Genomic DNA, 22,304 nt, shown 5'->3' with positions numbered 1-22,304 from the left:
TTTTACATCAAAATAACCTTTATATTAAACGCTATTTCCCATTCTCAACCCATTTTCCCTCAATATAATCAACACGCCATTTTGTGGCTTTACCATTTTTTTCTGACGTAACATATTGACGTTTTTCTTTTCGGCTAAAACGTACAATCGCTTCATTACCTTCAGGATCTTTCTGTGGTGCATCGGCCAAATATTGTAACTTCTCAGGTAAACGATCGCGATATTGTGCTAATTCCGCCACTTTTGCTGCACGAGTTTCACGTGATTTTGGAAAATTATGCGCTGACATAAACACGCCACTTGCCCCATCACGCAAAACAAAATAAGCATCTGAATTTTCACATTTTAACTCTGGGAAATGTACAGGCTCTTCTTTAGGTGGCGCAACTTCACCATTTTTTAAGATTTTACGCGTGTTATCACATTGGGTACAGGCCATATATTTACCAAAGCGTCCTAATTTTAAGTGCATATCCGCACCGCACTTATCGCATTCAACAATCGGACCATCATAGCCTTTAATTTTAAACTCACCTTGCTCCACGACGTAGCCATCACAATTTGGATTATTCCCACAGACATAAAGTTTACGTTGCGGATCAATAATATAGCTATCCATTGCCGTGCCACATTTCGGGCAACGTTTGCGTTCCATCAGCGCTTTCGTTTCGGAAGCTTCGTCCAGAACGTTTAGTAATTCGGCTTCAGGAATTAAATTTATCGTGGTTTTACACCGCTCTTTTACTGGTAAGGCATAGCCTGAACAGCCTAAAAATACCCCCGTACTGGCAGTGCGAATTGCCATTGGGCGGCCACAAGTTGGACATTTAATATCGGTTAGCACAAGGCTATTTGGCTTCATTCCGCCTTCTAGTTCGTCTAATTCGGCTTGACTAAGTTGTGCGGAAAAATCTTTAAAGAATTGATTTAATTCTGTTTTCCAATTTTTTTCTCCGCTAGCAATTTGATCCAGCACATCTTCCATATTCGCGGTAAAATCATAGTTCATTAAATCAGCAAAAGATTGATTAAGCCGATCTGTCACAATTTCGCCCATTTTTTCTGCATAAAAACGACGGTTTTCTACACGTACGTAGCCACGTTCTTGAATGGTTGAAATAATTGCTGCATAGGTAGAAGGGCGACCAATACCACGCTTCTCTAGCTCCTTGACTAATGCTGCTTCGCTAAAACGTGCTGGTGGCTTGGTGAAATGTCGCTGTGGAATCACCTCTTTTAAATTTAGCTGATCGTTCACCGCAACATCGGGTAACACTTGATCTTCGGCGCTTTTACTCATTGCTGGTAACACCTTTGTCCAACCATCAAAACGCAAAATACGCCCTTTTGCTTTCAAGCTATAATCCCCTGCGGTTACCGTCAGCGTTGAGCTATCATATTGCGCTGCTGGCATTTGACAAGCAACAAATTGGCGCCAAATAAGATCATATAAACGCACCGCATCTTTTTCCATTCCTTGTACATCTGCTGCTAATATACGGACATCAGAAGGACGAATGGCTTCGTGTGCCTCTTGGGCATTTTCCTTGCTAGAATAAAAATTTGGCTTGGCCGGTAAATAGGTCTCACCATAATGGGAGCCAATATAATCACGCACCATATTTAACGCATCTTTACTCAAATTTGTACTATCGGTACGCATATAAGTGATATAACCCGCCTCGTATAAACGTTGCGCTAGCATCATCGTTTTTTTCACGCCAAAATTTAGGCGAGTGCTTGCTGTTTGTTGCAAGGTTGAAGTGATAAATGGCGCTTTCGGTTTGGAGCTGGTTGGTTTGGTTTCTAAATCAGAAACGATATAGTCAGATTTTTGTAAAAAATCCACCGCACTTTGTGCTTGTTGCACATTCTTCGGCTCAAATTTTTTACCTTTAAAACTGGTTACATCAAGGCGTAAGCCAATTTTCTGTGCGGTTTCCGTTTGCACCGCAACTTCCCAATATTCTTCAGGTTGAAATGCCTTGATTTCTCGTTCACGCTCAACTAACAGCTTTACTGCCACGGACTGCACTCGCCCAGCGGATAAGCCACGGGCGACTTTTTTCCATAACAGTGGCGATACCATAAAGCCCACCACGCGGTCAAGGAAACGACGTGTTTGTTGTGCATTAACACGATCAATATTTAAATGTTCTGGATGCTCAAAGGCTTGCTTAATGGCATTTTTCGTGATTTCATTAAATACCACTCGACTAAAACGCTTATCATCACCACCAATCACTTCACGCAAATGCCACGCAATCGCTTCTCCCTCTCTATCCAAATCGGTAGCAAGGTAAATATGATCCGCTTTTTTAGCGAGAGATTTCAGTTCTGCAACCACTTTTTCTTTGCCCGGTAAAATCTGATAGTTTGCTTTCCAGCCGTGATAAGGATCAATCCCCATTCGTTTGACTAAGGCATTACGTTCTTTTTCTTGCTTAATGGCTTGTTTTTCTTCCGTGCTTAATCCTTTGGTGGAAATTGGTTTGGCTTTCTCTCCCGTACTTCCCGCGGTTGGCAAATCACGAATATGTCCCACACTGGATTTTACAATATAATCTTTTCCTAAATACTTATTAATGGTTTTCGCTTTGGCTGGCGACTCCACTATCACTAAAGATTTACTCATCTTTTTCTTTACCTAATTTCTGCTAACTTGTGTAAAATTGCCCGATATATTGCGGACTATCTTATGTAAGGTCAATCATTTTTTTAAAAAAGGAAGCATAAATGGATAAACTCAATGCAATTTCTGTCTTTTGTAAAGTGGTAGAAACGCAAAGTTTTACCCAAACAGCAATTCAACAAAATATCTCTGTTGCGATGGCAAGTAAGCTGGTTTCCCAACTGGAAGAACAGCTTAAAACGCGCCTGTTACAACGTACGACAAGAAAGATCGTTCCCACTGAAGCTGGGCTACTTTATTATCAACGTTGTTTGCCGATTCTGGAAGACTTACAAGATGCGGAAGCAAGTATCAGTAACCTCGCGACTATGTTGCAAGGTAAGTTGCATATTTCTGTGCCACGTGATTTTGGCTTGCGTTTTATTGCCCCCAATTTGGGGTTATTTCTGCACGCCCACCCTAATCTTGAAGTTGATATTGAATTTAACGATCGTTTAGTGGATTTAATTACCGAAGGATTTGATCTCGCCTTACGCATTGGCAATTTGCAAGACAGTTCGTTGGTGGCAAAAAAAATTGCTCGTTCAACAATGCATATCGTAGGTTCGCCAGATTATTTCGCAAAAAACGGCGTGCCACAGACCCCGGAAGAATTATATCAGCACAAAATAATGCTGTATAAATCCAACAATAATCAAATATTTTGGGAATTTATTAATGGAACAAGAATTGACCGTTTACGCATTCAGTCTGATGTAATGTGTAACAGTGGCTTGGCATTGGCTGAATTAGCGAAATCAGGACTAGGCATTGTGAATTTACCGCGTTTTCTAATTGAAAATGAATTAACTTCGGGAGAATTAGTCGAAGTCCTTGCAGATTACCCACAGCATCAGATTGATTTAAACATTGTCTATCCTCATCGCCGTCATCTTGCGGCTAAAGTAAAAGCGTTTATTGATTTTTTAAGCCAACTTGGTTTATGCCAAGAAGATATTGCAAAATAGAACGATCTCTCGGCAATAACGAAATAAAAAGTGCGGTATTATTTTTAAAAATTTTCCCCTTCTATTTATATAAAAAGGGGAAACACATTTTTAATGCAACGTTCCGCAATTAATACAGTATAAATACTGCCCTTTTGGATCGTTAAATTGACTCAATTGGTTAAGTTGTTGTTTTACTTCACCAAATGGTTTTGCTAAGCCAAGGGAACTGAATAATTGTTGTTGTACGCCTTTGCCAAAGCCTTTCATCAATGTATCGAATAGAGAATCATTACGTTCGATTAACCATTCTACACTAAATTCTTTGGCAGGTTGCTCGCCTTGTTTTGCCTGAGCTAATTCTGTTGCCTTCGCTACTGCACGATCAAAATCGCCCAGTTCGTCCACCAATTTATTCTGCAATGCCTCCGATCCTAACCACACTTGACCTTGTGCAATTTTATCCACCTCAGGTTTAGCCAACTGGCGACCTTGGCTCACAAGAGAAAGGAATTTATCGTAGCCGTGTTCAATTTCAAGTTGATAAATATCACCTTTTACTTTTGAAATACCACGAAAAGAAGACTGCTGGCTTAAAGGCGAGGTTGCCACGCCATCGGCATTCACGCCAATTTCTGCTGCCGCTTTCTCGAAAGTAGGAACAATTGAAAAAATACCGATTGATCCCGTAATAGTGTCCGCATCAGCGAAAATATAATCAGCAGTACTCGCAATCCAATAACCGCCTGAAGCTGCCATTGCTCCCATTGATACCACGACTGGCTTCCCGGCTTGTTGTAAATGGACAATTTCCTGACGAATAATTTCCGAAGCAAAGGCGCTTCCACCGGGGCTATTAATGCGCAAAATCACCGCTTTAATTTTTTTATCTTCATAAGCCTGACGTAACAACGTTGCGATAGTATCACCGCCAACGCCATTTTCATCAGTTTCACCGTCAATAATAGCCCCTTCAACATTAACTACTGCAATACGATTTTCCCCCTCACCGTCTATGCGATCAGGTAACGCAGCCAAATAGCGATCAAATGGCAATAGCTTTGCTTCCCCCTCTGCATTTTTACCAAAAAGTGCGGTGAGTTTTTTCGCTAACGTAAAACGATCAGCGAGTTGCGTAACGAATTTTTGCTGTTGAGCATACGCGGTGAGATCACCATTTAACGCTTTCAAATGGGCAAAATATTGCTCTGCTTCAGGTAATATGTCAGCGACAGGAATTTGACGATTGTCCGCAATCAGTGTTTTATAATCTGTCCACATCGCACTTAACCAACGCTGCATATTGGCTTTTGCTTCTGGCGACATATCATTACGCAAAAACGGTTCAACGGCAGATTTATAAGTCCCAACACGAAAAATATGTGGCGTAATTTTTAACTTATCAAGCAAATCTTTGTAATACAGATTGTCCACTGCCAAGCCTTGAATTTCCACCGCACCAATTGGGTTGAGATAGATTTCATCCGCATAACTTGCTAGCACATATTGTTTTTGTGAATAACTATCTGCATAAGCAATCACAGGCTTGCCACTTTGTTTAAATTCATTAATCGCATTGCCCACATATTTAATCGCGGGTAAATCTGCTCCTTCAAAGCGGTTTAGATCTAACACCAAACCTTTAATGCGTGGATCATTGATCGCAGATCGAATGCTATATACCAAATCAAATGTTGAAATTTGACGTGGTACATATTGGGAATCCATTTCTTTCAGCAAATCTTGCAAAGAGTGAATTTCTTCTCGGTTATCCGCTAAATACCCCTCTAAATTAAGTAATAATGCCCCTTCATCTGCACCAAGTGGGGCTTGTGTTTCTTTATTTACATTTGTCAGCAAACCTACCATTGCAAAAACAAAGAGTACAAAAACAAGGAAGACTAAATTCATCACAACATTACGAATAAAATTTAATCCTCGCCATAGCATTGAGCCTAATTTCATCAGCAACTTCATAAATTTCCTTATTATTTAACGTTATTTAAGAAAGCGTATCATAAACAGATTAACCAGCAAATGCGACTAATTCTTTATCACGCTGCTATTTTTATCAGCGCTAGTTTATTTTCTCGATCAGGATCGTAAAACTTGCCAAAAAATCACCGCACTTAACATAATTTTGCTATGGTTGTTTTCAATACAAGGAGATGATAATGCTGAATTTATTTAAACGCCCAATTGAAATAGAAACCTTGGAAGCTTGGGCTAAAATGTCAGAGGATATGGCCAAAGTTGCGATACTTGCCGTACCTATGATAACATTCGGGCAAAATGGAACGCTATTTAAGATTATAAGTAGTTTCACATTAGTATTTATTGCTTATGCTACACTTGCGGTAGGAAAACAGCTTCGCAAACTTAAACCTAAACTATCAAAGGAGGATTAAATGGAACTGACGATTGGATTGCTTGTTCTATTAGGCATAGTTTTAGCTTTTGGTGCCGGCATTAATCACGCTGCAAAACAAGCGGAAAAAGAAGATAAAAAAAACTGATTCTATCAGCCCCTAATACTAAGGGGCTTTTTTACCACACAAATATAATACAAAAATTTATGCGATAATCCATCGCATATTGCATAACAAGAATAATCATAAAAGGACTGATTATGGATGCTTTAACCCTACTCACTTCACGCCGTTCTAATAAAAAGCTCTTTGCACCGGCACCAAGCAAAGCGCAACTTGAACAGATTTTCCAAGCGGCATTACACGTCCCCGATCACGGAAAGTTACAGCCTTATCGCTTCGTGGTGATCGAAAAAGAGGGATTAACTCAATTAGGCGATTTACTAAAAAATGCGGTACAAGAATTTAATTTAGGTGAAGAGCGGTTGAAAAAAGCAGAAAATTTACCAAATCGTGCGCCAATGATCATTGCAGTGATCGCCAAAATTCAAAAAGATATTGCTAAAGTACCCGCTTGGGAACAAATGCTGACCGCTGGCTGTGCAACTTATGCAATGCAACTAGCGGCTAATGCACAAGGCTTTGACAATGTTTGGGTAACCGGCCCTTGGGTTGACGGTTCAGACTTGCGCCAAGCCTTTCATTGTGAAAATTCAGACAAAATTGTTGCATTCATTATGCTTGGAACTGCTGAAGAAAAAATCAACCGAGAATCCAAACAGATCAATTTGGAACAATTCGTCAGCTATTTATAGCATATGAAAAAGTAACAAAAAATCACCGCACTTAGAAAATGCGGTGATATTACTTATTTCCTAAACACTCTCACATTCCCAAACCCATTTTCTTTCAAATAAAGCGCTTGGAGTTTGCTCATTACGCCGCGTTCGCAGTAAAGGACGTAATTTTTATGTTGATCCAGTTCTGGAAATAGGGAAGAAAGTTTATAGAATGGGATTAAACGCACTTCTTGCCCTTCGAGTTCTAATGGGTTTTCATCTGTTTCTTCAGGGCTACGGATATCAATGACAATATCGTTTTCGCCTAATACAGAAATCGTATCCACTTCAACCACGTCTTTTTCCGTTTGTTCTGCAATTTGACGAATATCTAAATATTGTGCATTTTGCACCGCACTTTCTAACACGCTGAAATCAAAATGATTTTCTTCGCTAAGAATTTTTTCACGCACCGCTTTAACCGTTGGATTTTTTGAAATTACGCCACAAAATTCAGGCATTGATTTAGCAATATCTTCTGTGCCGATTTCTTTTGCCATTGCAATAATTTGTTCTTTATCGTGGGTGATAAGTGGACGTAATACTAAAGCCTCTGCGGCTTCATCAATCAAGCGTAAATTGGTCAGTGTTTGGCTGGAAACTTGGCCAAGCGCCTCCCCAGTAACAATGGCTTGAATCCCGAAACGCTCTGCCACTTTACTTGCGGCACGTACCATCATTCGTTTTAACACCACACCCATTTGCCCGTTATCAATCTTTTCTAAAATTTCTGCTACCACAGGTTCAAAATTGATTGCAACAAAACGCACTTTGTGCGAGCCACTAAAGCGATGCCAAATGTGATAGGCCATTTGTTTCACACCAATTTCGTGTGCCGCGCCGCCAAGATTAAAGAAGCAATAATGAACGCGTGAGCCGCGGCGAATCAGCATATAGCTCGATACCCCTGAGTCAAAACCGCCAGAGATAAGTGAAAGCACATCTTCTTGTGTACCAATAGGATAACCACCTAGCCCCGTATGGCGTGCTTTCACCAACATCATTTTGTCGTCTTCAATATCAATGCGAACAGTCACATCAGGGTTGCTGAGTTTCACCTTTGCACTGGCAATGTGTTGATTTAATCCGCCACCAACATAACGCTCCACATCAAGGGAAGAAAAATCGTGCTTTCCTTTACGTTTTACACGTACACAAAAGGTTTTATTTTCAAGTAGATGTGCAACATCTTGCAAAGTTTGTTGGAAAATATCTTGCACGTTGTTAAATGGTTTTTCTTCCACTTCAAGAAAATGGTGAATGCCCGGAATTCGCCCTAATAATTCAATTAATAATGCGCGATTTTCTGCATTTTTTGACCGCACTTCGATATAATCCCAGTGTTTCACCACGGCGACAGTATCATCATATTTATTCAAAATATTGCGAATATTCCCTGTAAGAATTTTAATAAAGCGTTTACGCACACTTTCACTTTTAATCATAATTTCAGGGAAAAGTTTAATAATAAATTTCATTAGAATACTTCTATTTCAAGCAAAAATTGGGCGATATTGTACAACATCTTTTGCAAATCCCCAATTTTTCTCGCTGTTTTCTCGGCAATGCAAGATAAACAAAAGTGCGGTGCTTTTTCTGTGATTTTTTGTGCAACAATCTCGCTATATGCTTTAACAAGTCCATAAAAATACAGTACAATGTGGCATTTATTCAGGTTGGATTTAGGAAAAACAAATGGCACGCAAACCAACAAAAGATGAACATAGCTTAGATTTTGAAGCCACCTTAACTCAATTAGAGAGCATCGTTGCGCGTTTAGAAAGTGGTGAATTACCCTTAGAACAGGCTTTACAGGATTTTGAAAACGGCATTAAGCTGGCGCAATTAGGTCAAGCGCGCTTACAACAGGCAGAACAACGCATTCAAATTTTGCTTTCAAAAAGCGATAAAGCAGAATTGAGCGACTATCAACATAACGAATAAGCAACCCAATAAATAAGCCACTGCTATGGATCAATTTGCACAGGATTTACAACAAGTTCAACAACGGATCAATCAATTTCTCGAACAACAATTTGAGCAAATTGATACGCATCCCTCCCCCCTTGCTCGCGCAATGAAATATGCCCTTTTGCTAGGTGGAAAGCGTGTGCGTCCATTCTTGGTGTATGCCACAGGTAAAATGTTAGGTGCAGAACTCGTGTATTTAGATTATGCCGCAGCAAGCATTGAAGCAATTCACGCTTATTCCTTAGTCCACGATGATTTGCCTGCAATGGATAACGATACGCTACGTCGCGGTCACCCAACTTGTCATATCGCCTTTGATGAAGCTACCGCTGTTCTTGCAGGTGATGCTTTACAAGCCTTTGCCTTTGAATTACTCAGCCAAACGCCTAATTTGTCAGCCGAACAACGTGTTGCTTTAATCGCAGAATTAGCAAAAGCCTCAGGCGTGCAAGGAATGTGTTTGGGGCAAAGCCTAGATTTACAAGCAGAACATCAGCAAGTCAGCTTAGCTGAATTAGAAAGAATTCATCGCAATAAAACAGGTGCATTATTGCGCTGTGCGTTAAAAATGGGCTTTCTTTGTTCCCCATATTTTGCCGATCAACAACTTTGCCAACAGCTCGAACGCTATGCCGATGCCATTGGGCTAGCCTTCCAAGTACAAGATGATATTTTAGATATTGAAGGGGAAAGCGACGTAATCGGCAAAACCGTAGGCGCTGATTTAGCCGCAGATAAAAGCACTTACCCGAAATTACTAGGCTTACAAGGGGCGAAAGAAAAAGCACAAGAACTGCATCAACAAGCCCTTAATGCTTTAGCGGAATTATCTTTTGATAGCTCACCCTTAAAGGCGTTGAGCGAATTTATTGTAACAAGAAAAAATTAATATATTGGACACCGCCTAAGCCTTATTCAGTTAAAGTGCGGTCGAAATTTAACCCTTTTTGGATTTGATTAACAATGGAAAAATATCCTCTTTTATCACTGATTAATTCACCGGACGATTTGCGTCTTTTAAATAAAGATCAACTTCCCCAACTTTGTAATGAATTACGCGGATATTTGTTAGAAAGTGTTAGTCAAAGTAGCGGACATTTGGCATCAGGTTTAGGCACGGTAGAACTCACGGTTGCCTTGCATTATGTGTTTAATACCCCATTTGATCAGCTTATTTGGGATGTAGGGCATCAGGCCTATCCGCATAAAATTCTCACTGGACGCCGCGATAAAATGTCCACCATTCGTCAAAAAAATGGACTTCATCCTTTTCCTTGGCGTGATGAAAGCGAATTTGATGTGCTAAGCGTGGGGCATTCTTCTACCTCAATCAGCGCTGGGCTTGGTATTGCCGTTGCGGCAGAAAAAGAAAATGCAGGACGTAAAACCGTTTGTGTGATTGGTGATGGGGCAATTACCGCTGGAATGGCCTTTGAAGCACTCAACCACGCCGGTGCATTGCACACCGATATGTTGGTGATTCTCAATGACAATGAAATGTCCATTTCCGAGAACGTGGGGGCATTGAATAATTATCTTGCTCGCCTATTTTCTGGCTCTTTTTATTCCAGTTTGCGTGAAGGCGGTAAAAAAATTCTCTCTGGCGTGCCGCCTATTAAAGAGTTTGTCAAAAAAACGGAAGAACACGTTAAAGGCTTTGTTTCCCCTATCGGCACAATGTTTGAAGAGCTAGGCTTTAACTATATTGGTCCGATTGATGGACATAATGTGGACGAATTAATTAGCACATTAAAGAATATGAGCAGCCTAAAAGGACCACAATTCTTGCATATAAAAACCAAAAAAGGCAAAGGCTATGCCCCCGCGGAAAAAGATCCTATTGGTTTTCACGGTGTGCCAAAATTCGATCCTTCGAGCGGAAAATTGCCTAAATCCACCACCCCAACCTATTCACAAATTTTTGGCAACTGGCTATGTGAAATCGCTGAACAAGATCCAAAATTAATCGGCATCACCCCAGCTATGCGTGAAGGGTCAGGAATGGTGGAATTTTCCAACCGTTTTCCACAGCAATATTTTGATGTTGCCATTGCCGAACAACACGCGGTTACCTTCGCCGCAGGCTTAGCGATTGCAGGTTTTAAACCTATCGTCGCCATTTATTCGACGTTCTTACAACGTGCCTACGATCAGGTCATTCACGATGTGGCTATTCAAAATCTTCCCGTGTTATTTGCCATTGACCGTGCAGGCGTAGTTGGTGCAGACGGGCAAACTCATCAAGGGGCATTCGATATCAGCTTTATGCGCTGTATTCCAAATTTAGTGATTATGACCCCTAGCGATGAAAATGAATGTCGCCAAATGCTTTATACGGGCTATCAATGTGGTAAACCTGCTGCAGTACGCTACCCTAGAGGCAACGCTATCGGCGTTTCACTTGAGCCATTAGCAATGCTGCCTATCGGAAAAGGTAAAATTCTGCGTGAAGGGGAAACGATCGCTATTTTAAATTTTGGTACGTTATTGCCAAATGCCAATGCAGTGGCTGAAAAATTAAACGCAACCCTTGTAGATATGCGATTTGTCAAACCAATTGATGAAACCTTAATTCAACAACTGGCTGACACTCACGCTTTATTGATTACACTTGAAGAAAACGCGATTCAAGGCGGAGCTGGGAGTGCAGTGGCTGAAGTGCTAAATTCTCAGCACAAAACTACCGCACTATTACAATTAGGCTTGCCCGATTTCTTCATTCCACAAGGTACACAGCAAGAAATTTTGGCAGACTTGAAACTGGACGCACAAGGTATTGAAGCACAAATCACAACATTTTTACAAAAACGTAAAAAAATTTAAAATAGTTGTGAACTATTCCGCGCCTAGTGAGTCTTAGTAAATGCTAGTGCACTGCAAATTGCAGTTGTCTTTTTCAAACTAATTTTCTTATTTAAGACCTCTCCGCCACCTGATTTTCGTGTGGCGGTTTTTTTATATGCAAAACTTGTAAAAAAACCACCGCACTTATTTTTACAGTCAATGATCAACTCGCGCCACTTTTCTTTTCTTCCAACATTTCCCAACGGGCAAATGCTTGTTCTAACGCCTGCTCTGCTTCAGCAAGTTGTTGGAGTTTGTCTGTGGTATATTGGTGATCTTGCTGGAAAAAATTGGGATCAGAGACTTCCGCTTGAAGTGCGGTGATTTTTTCTTCCAAATTTTCCAATTTTTGCGGCAGTTGTTCTAGCTCTCGTTGCTCATTGTAAGAAAGTTTCACGGGGCGATGTTTTACTGGCTTATGTGAAACCTTGTTAAGTTCCAGTGTACTTTCTGCTTTTTTCTCTTTCGCTTTTTCCGCTTCTTTCAAGGCAAATACATTCGCTTGTTGCTGTTTCGCATCGTGGAAACCGCCCACATATTTGTTAATAATCCCATTGCCTTCAAAAATGTAGCATTCTGTTGCTGTGTTATCAATAAATTGGCGATCGTGGCTCACAATCAGCAACGTGCCTTGATAATCAGCCAGTAATTCTTCCAATAATTCTAAGGTTTCCACATCCAGATCATTGGTTGGCTCGTCCAAAATCAGTAAATTATTTGGTTTAAGCAATAATTTTGCTAATAATAAGCGGTTACGTTCTCCCCCTGAAAGGGCTTTCACTGGCACCATTGCGCGTTTTGGTGGAAATAAGAAATCTTGCAAATAACCTAAAACGTGGCGTTTTACGCCATTAACTTCAATATCTTGTTTGCCATCTGCAACATTATCCATTACCGTTTTTTCAGGATCGAGATCAGCACGATACTGATCAAAATAAGCAATTTCTAATTTTGTGCCACATTTAATATGCCCTGAAGTTGGCTGAATTTCGCCCAAGAGCAATTTAATTAACGTCGTTTTGCCTATGCCATTTGCCCCTACCAAAGCGATTTTATCACCACGCAAAATCGTCGTTGAAAAATGCGAAACCAGTGTTTTCCCTGCAATTTCATAACTCACATCTTCAACTTCAAAGACGATTTTGCCTGAACGGGTAGAATTATCCACTTGTAACTTGGCACTGCCCTGCACGTCTCTACGCTGACGACGTTCTTCTCGCAAGGCTTTCAACGCTCTTACTCGACCTTCATTACGGGTTCGGCGTGCTTTAATCCCTTGCCGAATCCAAACTTCTTCTTGAGCAAGTTTTTTATCAAATAATTCATTTTGTAACGCTTCAACACGAAGATTTTCTTCTTTTTCAATAAGATATTTAGCGTAATCGCCCGGGTAAGAGACTAATTGTCCACGATCAAGATCCACAATGCGTGTCGCCATTTTGCTGATAAAAGCACGATCGTGAGAAATAAAAATAATCGAACCAGTAAAGCTCAGCAAGAAATTTTCTAGCCATTCAATGGCACCGACATCAAGATGGTTAGTGGGTTCATCGAGCAGTAATACATCAGGATCACACACCAATGCACGCGCCAGTGCCGCTTTACGTAACCAGCCACCAGATAACTCAGCCAATCGCATATTTGCTTCAAGCCCTAATTTCATTAGGGTTTCACGAATTTTATTTTCAAAACGCCAGCCATCTGCGTGTTCAAGTTGAGTTTGAATTTCTGCCAAACGATTTAGCGTGCTTTCGCTATATTGCTGTTCAAGTAAATCAGAAGTGCGGTGATATTCTTTCAATAAATCAGCTAAATGAGCAATACCTTCTGCAACGTAATCAAACACGTTACCCTGTGCATTGCGAGGGGGATCTTGTTCAAGGCGAGAAATGACTAAATCACGCTCAAATTGCAGACGTCCGTCGTCCATCACCATTTCGCCTGCCAAAATTTTCATTAGGGTAGATTTGCCTACCCCATTACGCCCAACTAAACAAACACGCTCGCCCGCTTCAATGTATAAATCCGTGTGATCTAGCAAGGGATGATCACTAAAAGAAAGATAACCGTTGGTTAGACTAATTAACGCCACATTATGTCCTTATCTCAAAAAATATATTGCGGATTTTAACAGGTTTATAAAAGGGTTTATAGAGGAATAAAAAAGAGAAATCCCCTATTGACTAGGGGATCAAATTAGAGAGATGCAATATCTTCAAAGGTTTGCGGCGAGCGCTCAATCATCTTCAACAGTAATGTGGCTTGTTTATTTGGCGTGGTTTTGCCTTGTTCCCAACCTTGATAAGTGCGTACGCTCATTCTCAATTTCTTAGCAAAAACCGATTGCGATAGATTAAGTTTTTCACGGATAGACTTCACTTCATTCGCGCTTATTTCACCCATTTCTGCTGGAAGCTCACGCTCAATGGTTTTGAGGGTGGTTTTACCTTCCAAATGGACCTGCATTTGTTCCAATCCTTGTTTCAATTCTTCAAATAAATTTCTTTCCATTCTTTATTTCCCCTTTATATTTTCTACTATTTTAGCCAAGATACTTTTTTCATCAGCAGTGAGATCTTCTTTCATCTCTTTACCATAGGCGGTTAAAAAGTAGATTGCGGCATTACGCACATAGTAATAATAAATTACTCTTGCTCCGCCCCTTTTACCTCTATTTCTTTTAGAATTTGCAATTCTTAATTTCCTAAGTCCACCGGTGCCTTGTATTAAATCTCCTTTTTCTGGTGCAACAAGTAACTCATTTTGTAGCATAAGATACTCATCGTCAGAGAGATATTCCTTTCTATATTTTTCAAAAAATGGCAATTCAATAAAAACCGCTTTCATAGCTTCTCCAATAAAACTCAGAAAATTATACGCGAAAAGCGTACGGAAAGTAAAGTTTCCCTAAAATATCCACATTTATTCCAAAAACGGCTCTAACGCGACCACACAACGTTCTACCACTTCATCAAATGTCCCATCAATATCAATATGAATCACATCTGGCTCATCTGCTTGTGGCGTTTCCAGCGTATCGAATTGGCTTTTAAGCATTTCGGTTTTCATATAATGCCCTTTGCGATTTTTCATTCGTTCTAGCACTAGCTCAAAACTTCCCTCTAAGAAAAGGAATTTCACGCTTTCATTACCATCGCGAATTTGATCACGGTATTTTTTCTTCAATGCCGAGCAAACAATGATCCCCTGTTCACTTTTTTGTTCTAGGCTGAATGCCGCATCGCGGATACGCTCAAGCCAAGGTGCGCGATCTTCATCATTAAGCGGTTGCCCGCTCCCCATTTTAATGATGTTAGCTCTTGGATGAAGATCATCACCATCAATCAATTTTAACCCTAAACGCCGGCAAACTTCCGTTCCTACGGATGTTTTCCCCGTGCTAGACACGCCCATTAAGATAAAACTCTTACCTTTTCCTTTTTCCATTTTCTTTTCCTTAACTATTAAATTTTATTTCTGATGTACTAACCATAGCAAAAAATGGTAAGTTTTAGTTACTGGTAACATCTTATTTTGTGATCTATTTCACAAATATTTAACAAAAATAACGCTTTTTTGCCTAATTATTTGAACTTTGATTAGAATTTCCCTAATAATATGCCTATCTATTTTACCTTACTAGCAGAATTTAATGTTACGGGTAAATTAGCAATTCGTTCCTCGCCCTTGGCGAAAAAATCAATCATCAAATAGTAAGGATTTTATATGTTGATTTTCACGTTGATCGCTTCAGTACTGCTGTTGCTTTTATTAATTATGAAATTCAGAGTTCACGCCTTTGTTGCATTAATTATCGTGAGTTTACTCACTGCACTCGCCACTGGCGTCCCTTTCAATGAAATTCTACCCACCTTAACCAAAGGCTTTGGTGGCACATTAGCCTCTGTGGCGTTATTAGTGGGTTTGGGGGCGATGATCGGGCGCTTACTCGAAATCACTGGCGGTGCAAAAGTGCTTGCTGATACGCTTATCAATAAATTTGGTGAAAAAAATGCCCCTTTCGCCTTAGGTGTGGCTTCTTTACTTTTCGGCTTTCCAATTTTCTTTGATGCTGGATTAGTCGTGATGTTGCCAATTATCTTTAGCGTAGCAAAACGCTTTGGGGGGTCTGTATTACGCTATGCCTTCCCTGCGGCAGGGGCATTTGCTGTTATGCACGCCTTTGTCCCACCTCACCCAGGTCCTGTGGCATCGGGGGATTTATTAGGCGCTAATATCGGCTTATTAGTGATCGTTGGCTTAGTATGCGGTATCCCAACGTGGTATATCGCAAGCTACTTATTTAGCCAATATTTAGGTAAAAAAGTGATGGTTGATTTGCCAAAAGCGTTCTTAAATGCAAATGCAATCAACGAAACTGCGGTGTTAAATCCACCAAGTTTTGGCAAAGTATTGACCATTTTATTATTGCCATTAGTTCTCATTTTATGTGATACAGGCTTAAACACCCTTTCTGTCGCCGGTGTGGTTGATGGTTCGCAGGCTTGGGTGCAAGGCTTACGTTTACTCGGTAAAACTCCTGTTGCATTATTGATTACGTTAATCGTTACCATTTTGTTGCTCAAAGATCAGCGTAGCAATGAGCAAATAGAAAAAATTTGTGATAATGCCCTCGGACCAATCTGTTCTATTGTACTCGTAACAGGTGCAGGGGGAATGTTTGGTGGTGTGTTGCGTGCAAGTGGCATTGGTAATGAGCTTTCTGCGATGTTCGCAGATACAGGAATGCCAGTGATTGTTGCCGCCTTTATTATTTCAATGGCATTGCGTGTTGCACAAGGTTCTGCGACGGTAGCCCTTACAACCACATCGGCATTAATCGCCCCAACGGTTGCCGCAACAGTCGGATTAAGCCAATTCGATCTTTGCTTTATCGTGATTGCAATTGCCTCTGGCGCAACCGTGTTCTCTCACGTTAATGACAGTGGTTTCTGGTTAGTCAGCCGTTTTCTAGAAATGGATACCAAAACCACATTAAAAACCTGGACAGTGCTAGAAACCCTCATCGGCTTTACTGGATTTGCCTTCGCCTTAGTGGGAAGTATTTTGCTCTAAGTAAAGAGTTTTACTCAATCTTAAGTGCGGTGTTTTTTTCGGAAGTTTTTTCCCAAAAAGCACCGCACTTTTGTTACAATCAGTGGTAATTTTTGTAACTCAAATTGGAGTAAAAATGACGAATTATAGTATTGATGTCAATCAGCAAAATCTCACCGAGATCTTACAGCAAACACAACAAACCCCACTCGCCTTACTTTTTTATGCCCCAAGCCATACAGATTCGGTTGCCTTTGTCAGTGTGCTTGAACGTTATGCGGAAAAATACCAAGGACAATTTTTATTAGGCAAAATTGATTGCGAAGCCGAACAAATGGTGGCAGCACAATTTGGTATTCAAGCACTTCCTACCACTTATCTCTTTAAAGATGGACAAGCGCTTGATGCCTTTCAAGGTGCCTTAGATGAAAAAACATTAGAACAGCACTTAAATCTTATTTTACCCAAAGAGGAAGAAATTAAATTTAACCAAGCATTAGATTTACTTGCCAATCAAGATTATGAACAGGCGATTCCACTACTCAAAGAGGCTTGGGAGCTTTCCGATCACAAAAATAGCGATATTGCCTTACTTTATGCGGAAACCTATATTGCAATGAAACGACTTGAGCCAGCGCAGGAAATTTTAAATCGTATTCCGTTGCAAGATCGCGATAGCCGTTGGCAAGGATTACAAGCACAAATTGAATTATTAATTAAAGCGGCGGATACCCCTGAAATTCAACAATTACAAGCAGAATATGCGAACAATAAAAGCCCTGAGATTGCCTTAAAACTGGCATTACAGCTACACCAAGCCCATCGTAATGAAGAAGCGTTAGACTTATTATTCAGTTTATTAAAACAAGACTTAGGCGCACTCAATGGGGAAATCAAACAAGAATTTTTATCTATTTTAGCGGCGATGGGCAACAATGATCCGATGACCAATAAATATCGCCGATTACTTTATTCGTTACTCTATTAATGTGTTTACCTTATAATAGCAAATTCTCTTACTCAACGGATTAAATAGGAATTTTTATGTCAGAAATGAAACATTGCAAACTGTTAATTTTAGGTTCAGGGCCTGCAGGCTATACCGCCGCCATTTATGCGGCTCGCGCTAACTTAAGCCCTGTATTGGTAACCGGCTTACAACAAGGCGGACAGCTTACCACCACGACAGAAATCGAAAATTGGCCGGGTGATTTTGGCGATACCACCGGCCCAGAATTAATGCAAAGAATGTTGCAACACGCGGAGAAATTCGATACTGAGATTATTTTCGATCACATTAATCGTGTTGATCTTTCTTCTCGTCCATTTAAACTTTATGGCGATGTGCAAAGTTTCAGTTGTGATGCGTTAATCATCGCAACAGGCGCTTCTGCGCGTTATATCGGTTTACCCTCTGAAGAAGCATTTAAAGGCCGTGGGGTTTCCGCTTGCGCCACTTGTGATGGTTTTTTCTATCGTAACAAGCCTGTTGCGGTTATTGGTGGAGGCAACACTGCTGTCGAAGAAGCTCTTTACTTGGCTAATATTGCCTCTGAAGTCCATTTAGTACATCGCCGTGATAGCTTTCGAGCGGAAAAAATCTTAGTTGATCGTCTGTACAAAAAAGTGGAAGAAGGAAAAATTATTCTGCATACCCACCGCACATTAGATGAAGTATTAGGCGACAATATGGGGGTAACAGGCATTCGTTTAAAAGATACCCAAACAGACGAAACCGAAGAACTCAAATTAGACGGTATGTTTGTGGCGATTGGCCACGCCCCAAATACCGAGATTTTTGCCGGTCAGATAGAATTAAATAATGGCTATATTGTGGTGAAATCTGGCTTGGAAGGCAATGCCACAGCCACTTCGGTTGAAGGTGTATTTGCAGCAGGTGATGTGATGGACCATAATTACCGCCAAGCCATTACTTCTGCGGGTACCGGTTGTATGGCTGCCTTAGATGCAGAACGTTTCTTGGACAGCCAAGAATAAATCTCAGCGGTGCGTTATTGCCGTAATGCACCGCTTTTCTTTTTCATTATGACATCACTCATTAAACCTTTTACGCAAAATTATGGATAAAGCTCGCCAACGATACTTACAAAAATGGCTACACGCCCAACAAAAACCAATAAAAACCTTACTTAGCCTAAATATTTTATTGGCTAGCCTTTCATCTCTGATTTTAGTGGCTCAAACCTATTTACTTGCTACCCTATTGCATCAGCTAATTATGGAGCAAACCGCAAGAGAAAATCTGATCGGTTATTTTATCGCTTTAGTCATAGGCTTTGCCTTACGCGCAATGATTTTATATTGGCGAGAACGCTTGGGATTTAAGTGCGGTCAAAAATTACGTTATTTTATCCGTCAACAAATTTTCACCAAATTACATCAAGTTGGTCCTGCGATGATCAACCAAAAACCCGCAGGCAGTTGGGCAACTATTATGTTAGAACAGGTAGAAAACCTACATAATTTCTATGCTCGCTATTTACCACAACAAGCCCTTTCGGTGATCGTTCCATTGATTATTTTGATTGCTATTTTTCCACTCAATTGGGCGGCTGGACTGATTTTGCTTGTTACCGCCCCACTTGTGCCTATTTTTATGATCCTTGTTGGGATCGCCGCTGCAGATAGCAGCCAAAAAAATATGCAAACCTTAGCAAAATTAAGTGGGCAATTTTTGGATCGTCTGCGTGGGCTTGAAACCTTACGTCTATTTAATAAAACGGAAGAACAAACCGCCCATATTGAGCAAGCGACGGAAGATTTCCGCGAAACCACTATGGACGTGTTGAAAATGGCATTTTTATCTTCTGCGGTGTTGGAATTTTTTACCTCAATTTCCATTGCGCTGATGGCGGTATATTTTGGTTTTAGCTATTTAGGCGAGCTTGATTTCGGTTCCTATGGTACACCAATCAGCTTATTTATTGGCTTTTTCTGTTTAATTCTTGCCCCGGAATTTTATCAACCTTTGCGTGATCTCGGCACTTATTACCACGACCGTGCTGCTGCCATTGGCGCTGCTGATGCAATTGTTGAATTTTTAGAACAGCCGATTTTAAATGAGGTAAAAACAAAGCAAAATGGCTCTTTAAATGAAGCCTTGATAAATGAAAACATCGCAATCCACGCCCAAGATCTGGTGGTGTTATCGCCACAAGGCAAACCACTCACCCAAGCCCTTAATTTTCATTTGCCTGCTCAAAGCCATACAGCACTGGTAGGGCAAAGTGGCGCAGGAAAAACCTCATTAATCAATGCGTTACTCGGTTTTTTAGACTATCAAGGTAGTCTAAAAATTAATGGCATTGAGCTTAATCAAATCAATAAAACCCAATGGCGGAACAGGATCGCTTGGGTAGGGCAAAACCCTTTATTATTACAAGGCACGATTCGTGAAAACTTGCTGTTAGGCGACATTAAAGCCAGTGATGAGGAAATTCAACACGCCTTAGCACAAGCCCAAGCTTCCGTATTTACCGATAAATTAGGACTAGATGCAGTAATCAAAGAAGGCGGTATTGGGCTTTCTGTCGGGCAAGCACAGCGTTTAGCCATTGCCCGTGCTTTATTACGGCATCGACGTTTATTGCTACTTGATGAACCCACAGCCAGCCTTGATGCACAATCAGAAAATCTGGTGCTTTCAGCTTTACAAAAAATTAGTCGTGAACAAACAACCTTGATGATCACCCATCGTATTGAAGATTTGAAACAATGCGATCATATTTTGGTTATGCAGAAAGGACAAATCATTCAGCAAGGTCGCTTTGAACAATTACAAAATGAAGGATTTTTTGCTGAGCTTCTTACCCAGCGTAAAGAGGATATTAATTAATGCGTACACTTTTACCATTTTTACGTTTATTTAAGCACGCCAAATTTGTCTTATTTTTAGGCTTAATCCTGATGATCACAGGACTTGCCGCCAGCATTGGCTTATTAACGGTTTCAGGCTGGTTTTTGGCAGCCACCGCATTGGCTGGCATTGGTACATTATTTAATTTTTTCTATCCGTCCGCTAGTGTCCGAGGCTTAGCGATTGGTCGCACTGTCGCCCGTTATTTTGAAAAAATCGTTACCCACGACGCTACATTTAGAATCCTTGCCAAATTACGTGTGCAAGTATTTCAAAAGATCATTCCTCTTAGCCCAGCTGTACTAAATCGCTATCGCAATAGTGATTTATTAAACCGTTTAGTGGCAGATGTAGATACCTTGGATAGCCTTTATCTTCGCCTACTCGCCCCCTTTATCACCGCTTTTGTGGTGATTGGCTTGCTCACTGTGGGACTGAGCTTTTTTAACCTCTCACTTGCGCTATTTTTCGCCACTGTTCTCAGCACACTGGCTCTGCTTGTGCCAACCATTTTTTATTATTTAGGGAAAACATTCGGGCATAAACTCACTCGCGCACGTGCGACTTACCGCACGCGATTTGTGGAATATATCCAATCTCAAGCGGAATTATTGCTGTTTAATGCAGAAAAACCGCTCAAGCAAAAGCTAGATGAAACAGAACAACAGTGGCAAGGTTTTCAACAGAAAGAGGCAAATTTAAGCGGATTTTCCACCGCACTTATGCTTTTGGCGAATGGAATTCTGCTTACTCTTACCTTATGGTTTGCCGCTAATGCTGATTTGGGCAATGACCGATATAGTCTTGCAATTATTGCTTTATTTGCCCTTGCTGCACTGGCAGCTTTTGAGATTTTAATGCCTTTGGGTTCGGCATTTTTGCATATAGGGCAAGTTATCGCTTCTGCTGAACGCGTTACTGAGATCACCGAACAAACGCCACTGGTGCAATTTAATGGAGAAAAAACGGTGGAAAAACACACCGCACTTGATCTGTCTATTCAGCAAGTGAATTTCACCTATCCTGAACGCCAAGACCCTGCGCTAGAAAACATCACGCTAGCTATTCCACAAGGGCAAAAAGTGGCTATTCTGGGTAAAACAGGCAGTGGTAAATCTACCCTATTACAGCTTCTGGTGCGTAATTATGATCCGAATCAAGGGAATATTTTTCTCGCCAAGCAATCTATCACAGACTACACAGAGCGCCATTTACGTGAACAAATGTGCTTTCTCACCCAACGTGTACACGTTTTTAGTGATACCTTACGCAATAATCTTCAATTGGCGAATCAACATCCCCTGCAAGATACCACAATGATTGAAGTGCTGAACCAAGTAGGCTTAGGCAAATTAGTCGAGCAAGAACAAGGTTTAGATCTCTGGCTGGGTGATGGAGGGCGTCCTCTTTCTGGCGGAGAACAGCGTCGCTTAGGCTTAGCGCGTATTTTGCTCAATCAAGCCCCTATTCTATTACTTGATGAGCCAACAGAAGGGTTAGATCGTGAAACAGAACGTCAAATTCTGCGCTTAATCCTCACCCATTGCCAGAATAAAACCTTGATTATGGTAACCCATCGTCTTACTGCTATTGAGCAGTTTGATCATCTTTGCATTATAGATGAAGGAAAATTAATTGAACGAGGCAATTATCAAACCTTAATGGCAAAAGAAAACGGCTTTTTCAAACAATTAGTGGAAAGAATTTAACTAAGTAGAAAGCGTTAAATAG

General features: G+C 40.7%; 18 protein-coding genes. 11 read left to right on the top strand and 7 right to left on the bottom strand.

All coding sequences use genetic code 11. From position 1 onward, the window contains the following. Positions 1 to 31: 31 nt before the first annotated feature. Positions 32 to 2,635 carry a type I DNA topoisomerase gene (gene topA / locus L5B90_RS01035; protein WP_265761899.1) on the bottom strand — a complete coding sequence of 868 codons (2,604 nt, stop codon included), beginning with the start codon at positions 2,633 to 2,635 and terminating at the stop codon, positions 32 to 34. Positions 2,636 to 2,736: 101 nt separating this feature from the next. Between topA and L5B90_RS01030 the strand changes: the two genes are divergently transcribed. Beyond that, complete coding sequence (locus L5B90_RS01030) at positions 2,737 to 3,639, top strand: LysR family transcriptional regulator (protein WP_265761898.1); 903 nt, start codon at positions 2,737 to 2,739, stop codon at positions 3,637 to 3,639. Positions 3,640 to 3,729: 90 nt separating this feature from the next. Here the strand turns inward: L5B90_RS01030 and sppA are convergent, their stop codons facing one another. Further along, positions 3,730 to 5,595, bottom strand: coding sequence for a signal peptide peptidase SppA (gene sppA, locus L5B90_RS01025; RefSeq protein ID WP_265761897.1), 1,866 nt, complete (start codon positions 5,593 to 5,595; stop codon positions 3,730 to 3,732). Positions 5,596 to 5,792: 197 nt separating this feature from the next. Between sppA and L5B90_RS01020 the strand changes: the two genes are divergently transcribed. Both L5B90_RS01020 and L5B90_RS01015 read left to right on the top strand, forming a co-directional pair. Then, positions 5,793 to 6,026 (top strand): hypothetical protein, encoded by a 234-nt coding sequence (locus tag L5B90_RS01020; protein ID WP_265761896.1) that lies wholly within the window; start codon positions 5,793 to 5,795, stop codon positions 6,024 to 6,026. A gap of 221 nt (positions 6,027 to 6,247) precedes the next feature. Next, positions 6,248 to 6,802, top strand: coding sequence for an NAD(P)H nitroreductase (locus L5B90_RS01015; RefSeq protein WP_265761895.1), 555 nt, complete (start codon positions 6,248 to 6,250; stop codon positions 6,800 to 6,802). Between the two features lie 53 nt (positions 6,803 to 6,855). Here the strand turns inward: L5B90_RS01015 and thiI are convergent, their stop codons facing one another. Continuing rightward, positions 6,856 to 8,304 carry a tRNA uracil 4-sulfurtransferase ThiI gene (thiI, locus tag L5B90_RS01010; protein WP_265761894.1) on the bottom strand — a complete coding sequence of 483 codons (1,449 nt, stop codon included), beginning with the start codon at positions 8,302 to 8,304 and terminating at the stop codon, positions 6,856 to 6,858. Between the two features lie 217 nt (positions 8,305 to 8,521). Here thiI and xseB point away from each other — a divergent pair, with 217 nt between their 5' ends. The 3 genes from xseB (at position 8,522) to dxs (ending at position 11,620) form a co-directional block, all read left to right on the top strand. Beyond that, on the top strand, positions 8,522 to 8,770 hold the full coding sequence (xseB, locus tag L5B90_RS01005) for an exodeoxyribonuclease VII small subunit (protein ID WP_250350213.1): 249 nt from the start codon (positions 8,522 to 8,524) through the stop codon (positions 8,768 to 8,770). Positions 8,771 to 8,795: 25 nt separating this feature from the next. Beyond that, on the top strand, positions 8,796 to 9,686 hold the full coding sequence (gene ispA / locus L5B90_RS01000; protein WP_250363049.1) for a (2E,6E)-farnesyl diphosphate synthase: 891 nt from the start codon (positions 8,796 to 8,798) through the stop codon (positions 9,684 to 9,686). Between the two features lie 74 nt (positions 9,687 to 9,760). Beyond that, the gene (gene dxs / locus L5B90_RS00995; RefSeq protein ID WP_250363050.1) at positions 9,761 to 11,620 is read left to right on the top strand and encodes a 1-deoxy-D-xylulose-5-phosphate synthase; all 1,860 of its coding nucleotides are present in this window, start codon (positions 9,761 to 9,763) and stop codon (positions 11,618 to 11,620) included. A 184-nt stretch (positions 11,621 to 11,804) separates the two neighbouring features. Here dxs and L5B90_RS00990 read toward each other — a convergent pair whose 3' ends face one another. From L5B90_RS00990 to L5B90_RS00975, 4 genes are all read right to left on the bottom strand, one after another. Beyond that, complete coding sequence (locus L5B90_RS00990) at positions 11,805 to 13,733, bottom strand: ABC transporter ATP-binding protein (protein WP_250363051.1); 1,929 nt, start codon at positions 13,731 to 13,733, stop codon at positions 11,805 to 11,807. A gap of 104 nt (positions 13,734 to 13,837) precedes the next feature. Further along, positions 13,838 to 14,152, bottom strand: a complete 315-nt coding sequence (locus tag L5B90_RS00985; protein ID WP_250350209.1) for a helix-turn-helix domain-containing protein — start codon at positions 14,150 to 14,152, stop codon at positions 13,838 to 13,840. 3 nt (positions 14,153 to 14,155) lie between these two features. Beyond that, positions 14,156 to 14,488, bottom strand: coding sequence for a type II toxin-antitoxin system RelE/ParE family toxin (locus L5B90_RS00980; RefSeq protein WP_250350208.1), 333 nt, complete (start codon positions 14,486 to 14,488; stop codon positions 14,156 to 14,158). 75 nt (positions 14,489 to 14,563) lie between these two features. Then, positions 14,564 to 15,088: a gluconokinase gene (locus L5B90_RS00975; RefSeq protein ID WP_250363052.1), complete on the bottom strand. Its 525-nt coding sequence runs from the start codon at positions 15,086 to 15,088 to the stop codon at positions 14,564 to 14,566. Positions 15,089 to 15,367: 279 nt separating this feature from the next. On the opposite strand from L5B90_RS00975, the gene L5B90_RS00970 reads away from it, so the two are divergent. The 5 genes from L5B90_RS00970 (at position 15,368) to cydC (ending at position 22,282) form a co-directional block, all read left to right on the top strand. Then, entirely contained in the window at positions 15,368 to 16,717 is a 1,350-nt protein-coding gene (locus L5B90_RS00970; RefSeq protein ID WP_250363053.1) for a GntP family permease, read from the top strand. A gap of 115 nt (positions 16,718 to 16,832) precedes the next feature. Beyond that, positions 16,833 to 17,684, top strand: coding sequence for a co-chaperone YbbN (locus tag L5B90_RS00965; RefSeq protein WP_265761893.1), 852 nt, complete (start codon positions 16,833 to 16,835; stop codon positions 17,682 to 17,684). Between the two features lie 56 nt (positions 17,685 to 17,740). Next, positions 17,741 to 18,694, top strand: coding sequence for a thioredoxin-disulfide reductase (gene trxB, locus L5B90_RS00960; protein WP_265761892.1), 954 nt, complete (start codon positions 17,741 to 17,743; stop codon positions 18,692 to 18,694). An 82-nt stretch (positions 18,695 to 18,776) separates the two neighbouring features. After that, a complete protein-coding gene (gene cydD / locus L5B90_RS00955) occupies positions 18,777 to 20,552 on the top strand; it encodes a heme ABC transporter permease/ATP-binding protein CydD (protein WP_265761891.1) in 1,776 nt (591 codons plus the stop codon). Next, complete coding sequence (gene cydC, locus L5B90_RS00950) at positions 20,552 to 22,282, top strand: heme ABC transporter ATP-binding protein/permease CydC (RefSeq protein WP_265761890.1); 1,731 nt, start codon at positions 20,552 to 20,554, stop codon at positions 22,280 to 22,282. Before cydD ends, cydC begins: the two co-directional genes overlap by 1 nt. Positions 22,283 to 22,304 lie beyond the last annotated feature (22 nt).

The organism is Avibacterium sp. 20-129 (assembly GCF_026226845.1).
Taxonomy (GTDB): domain Bacteria; phylum Pseudomonadota; class Gammaproteobacteria; order Enterobacterales; family Pasteurellaceae; genus Avibacterium.
The sequence above is the reverse complement of the archived record's forward strand: the minus strand, read 5'-3'. Positions and strand labels throughout refer to the sequence as shown.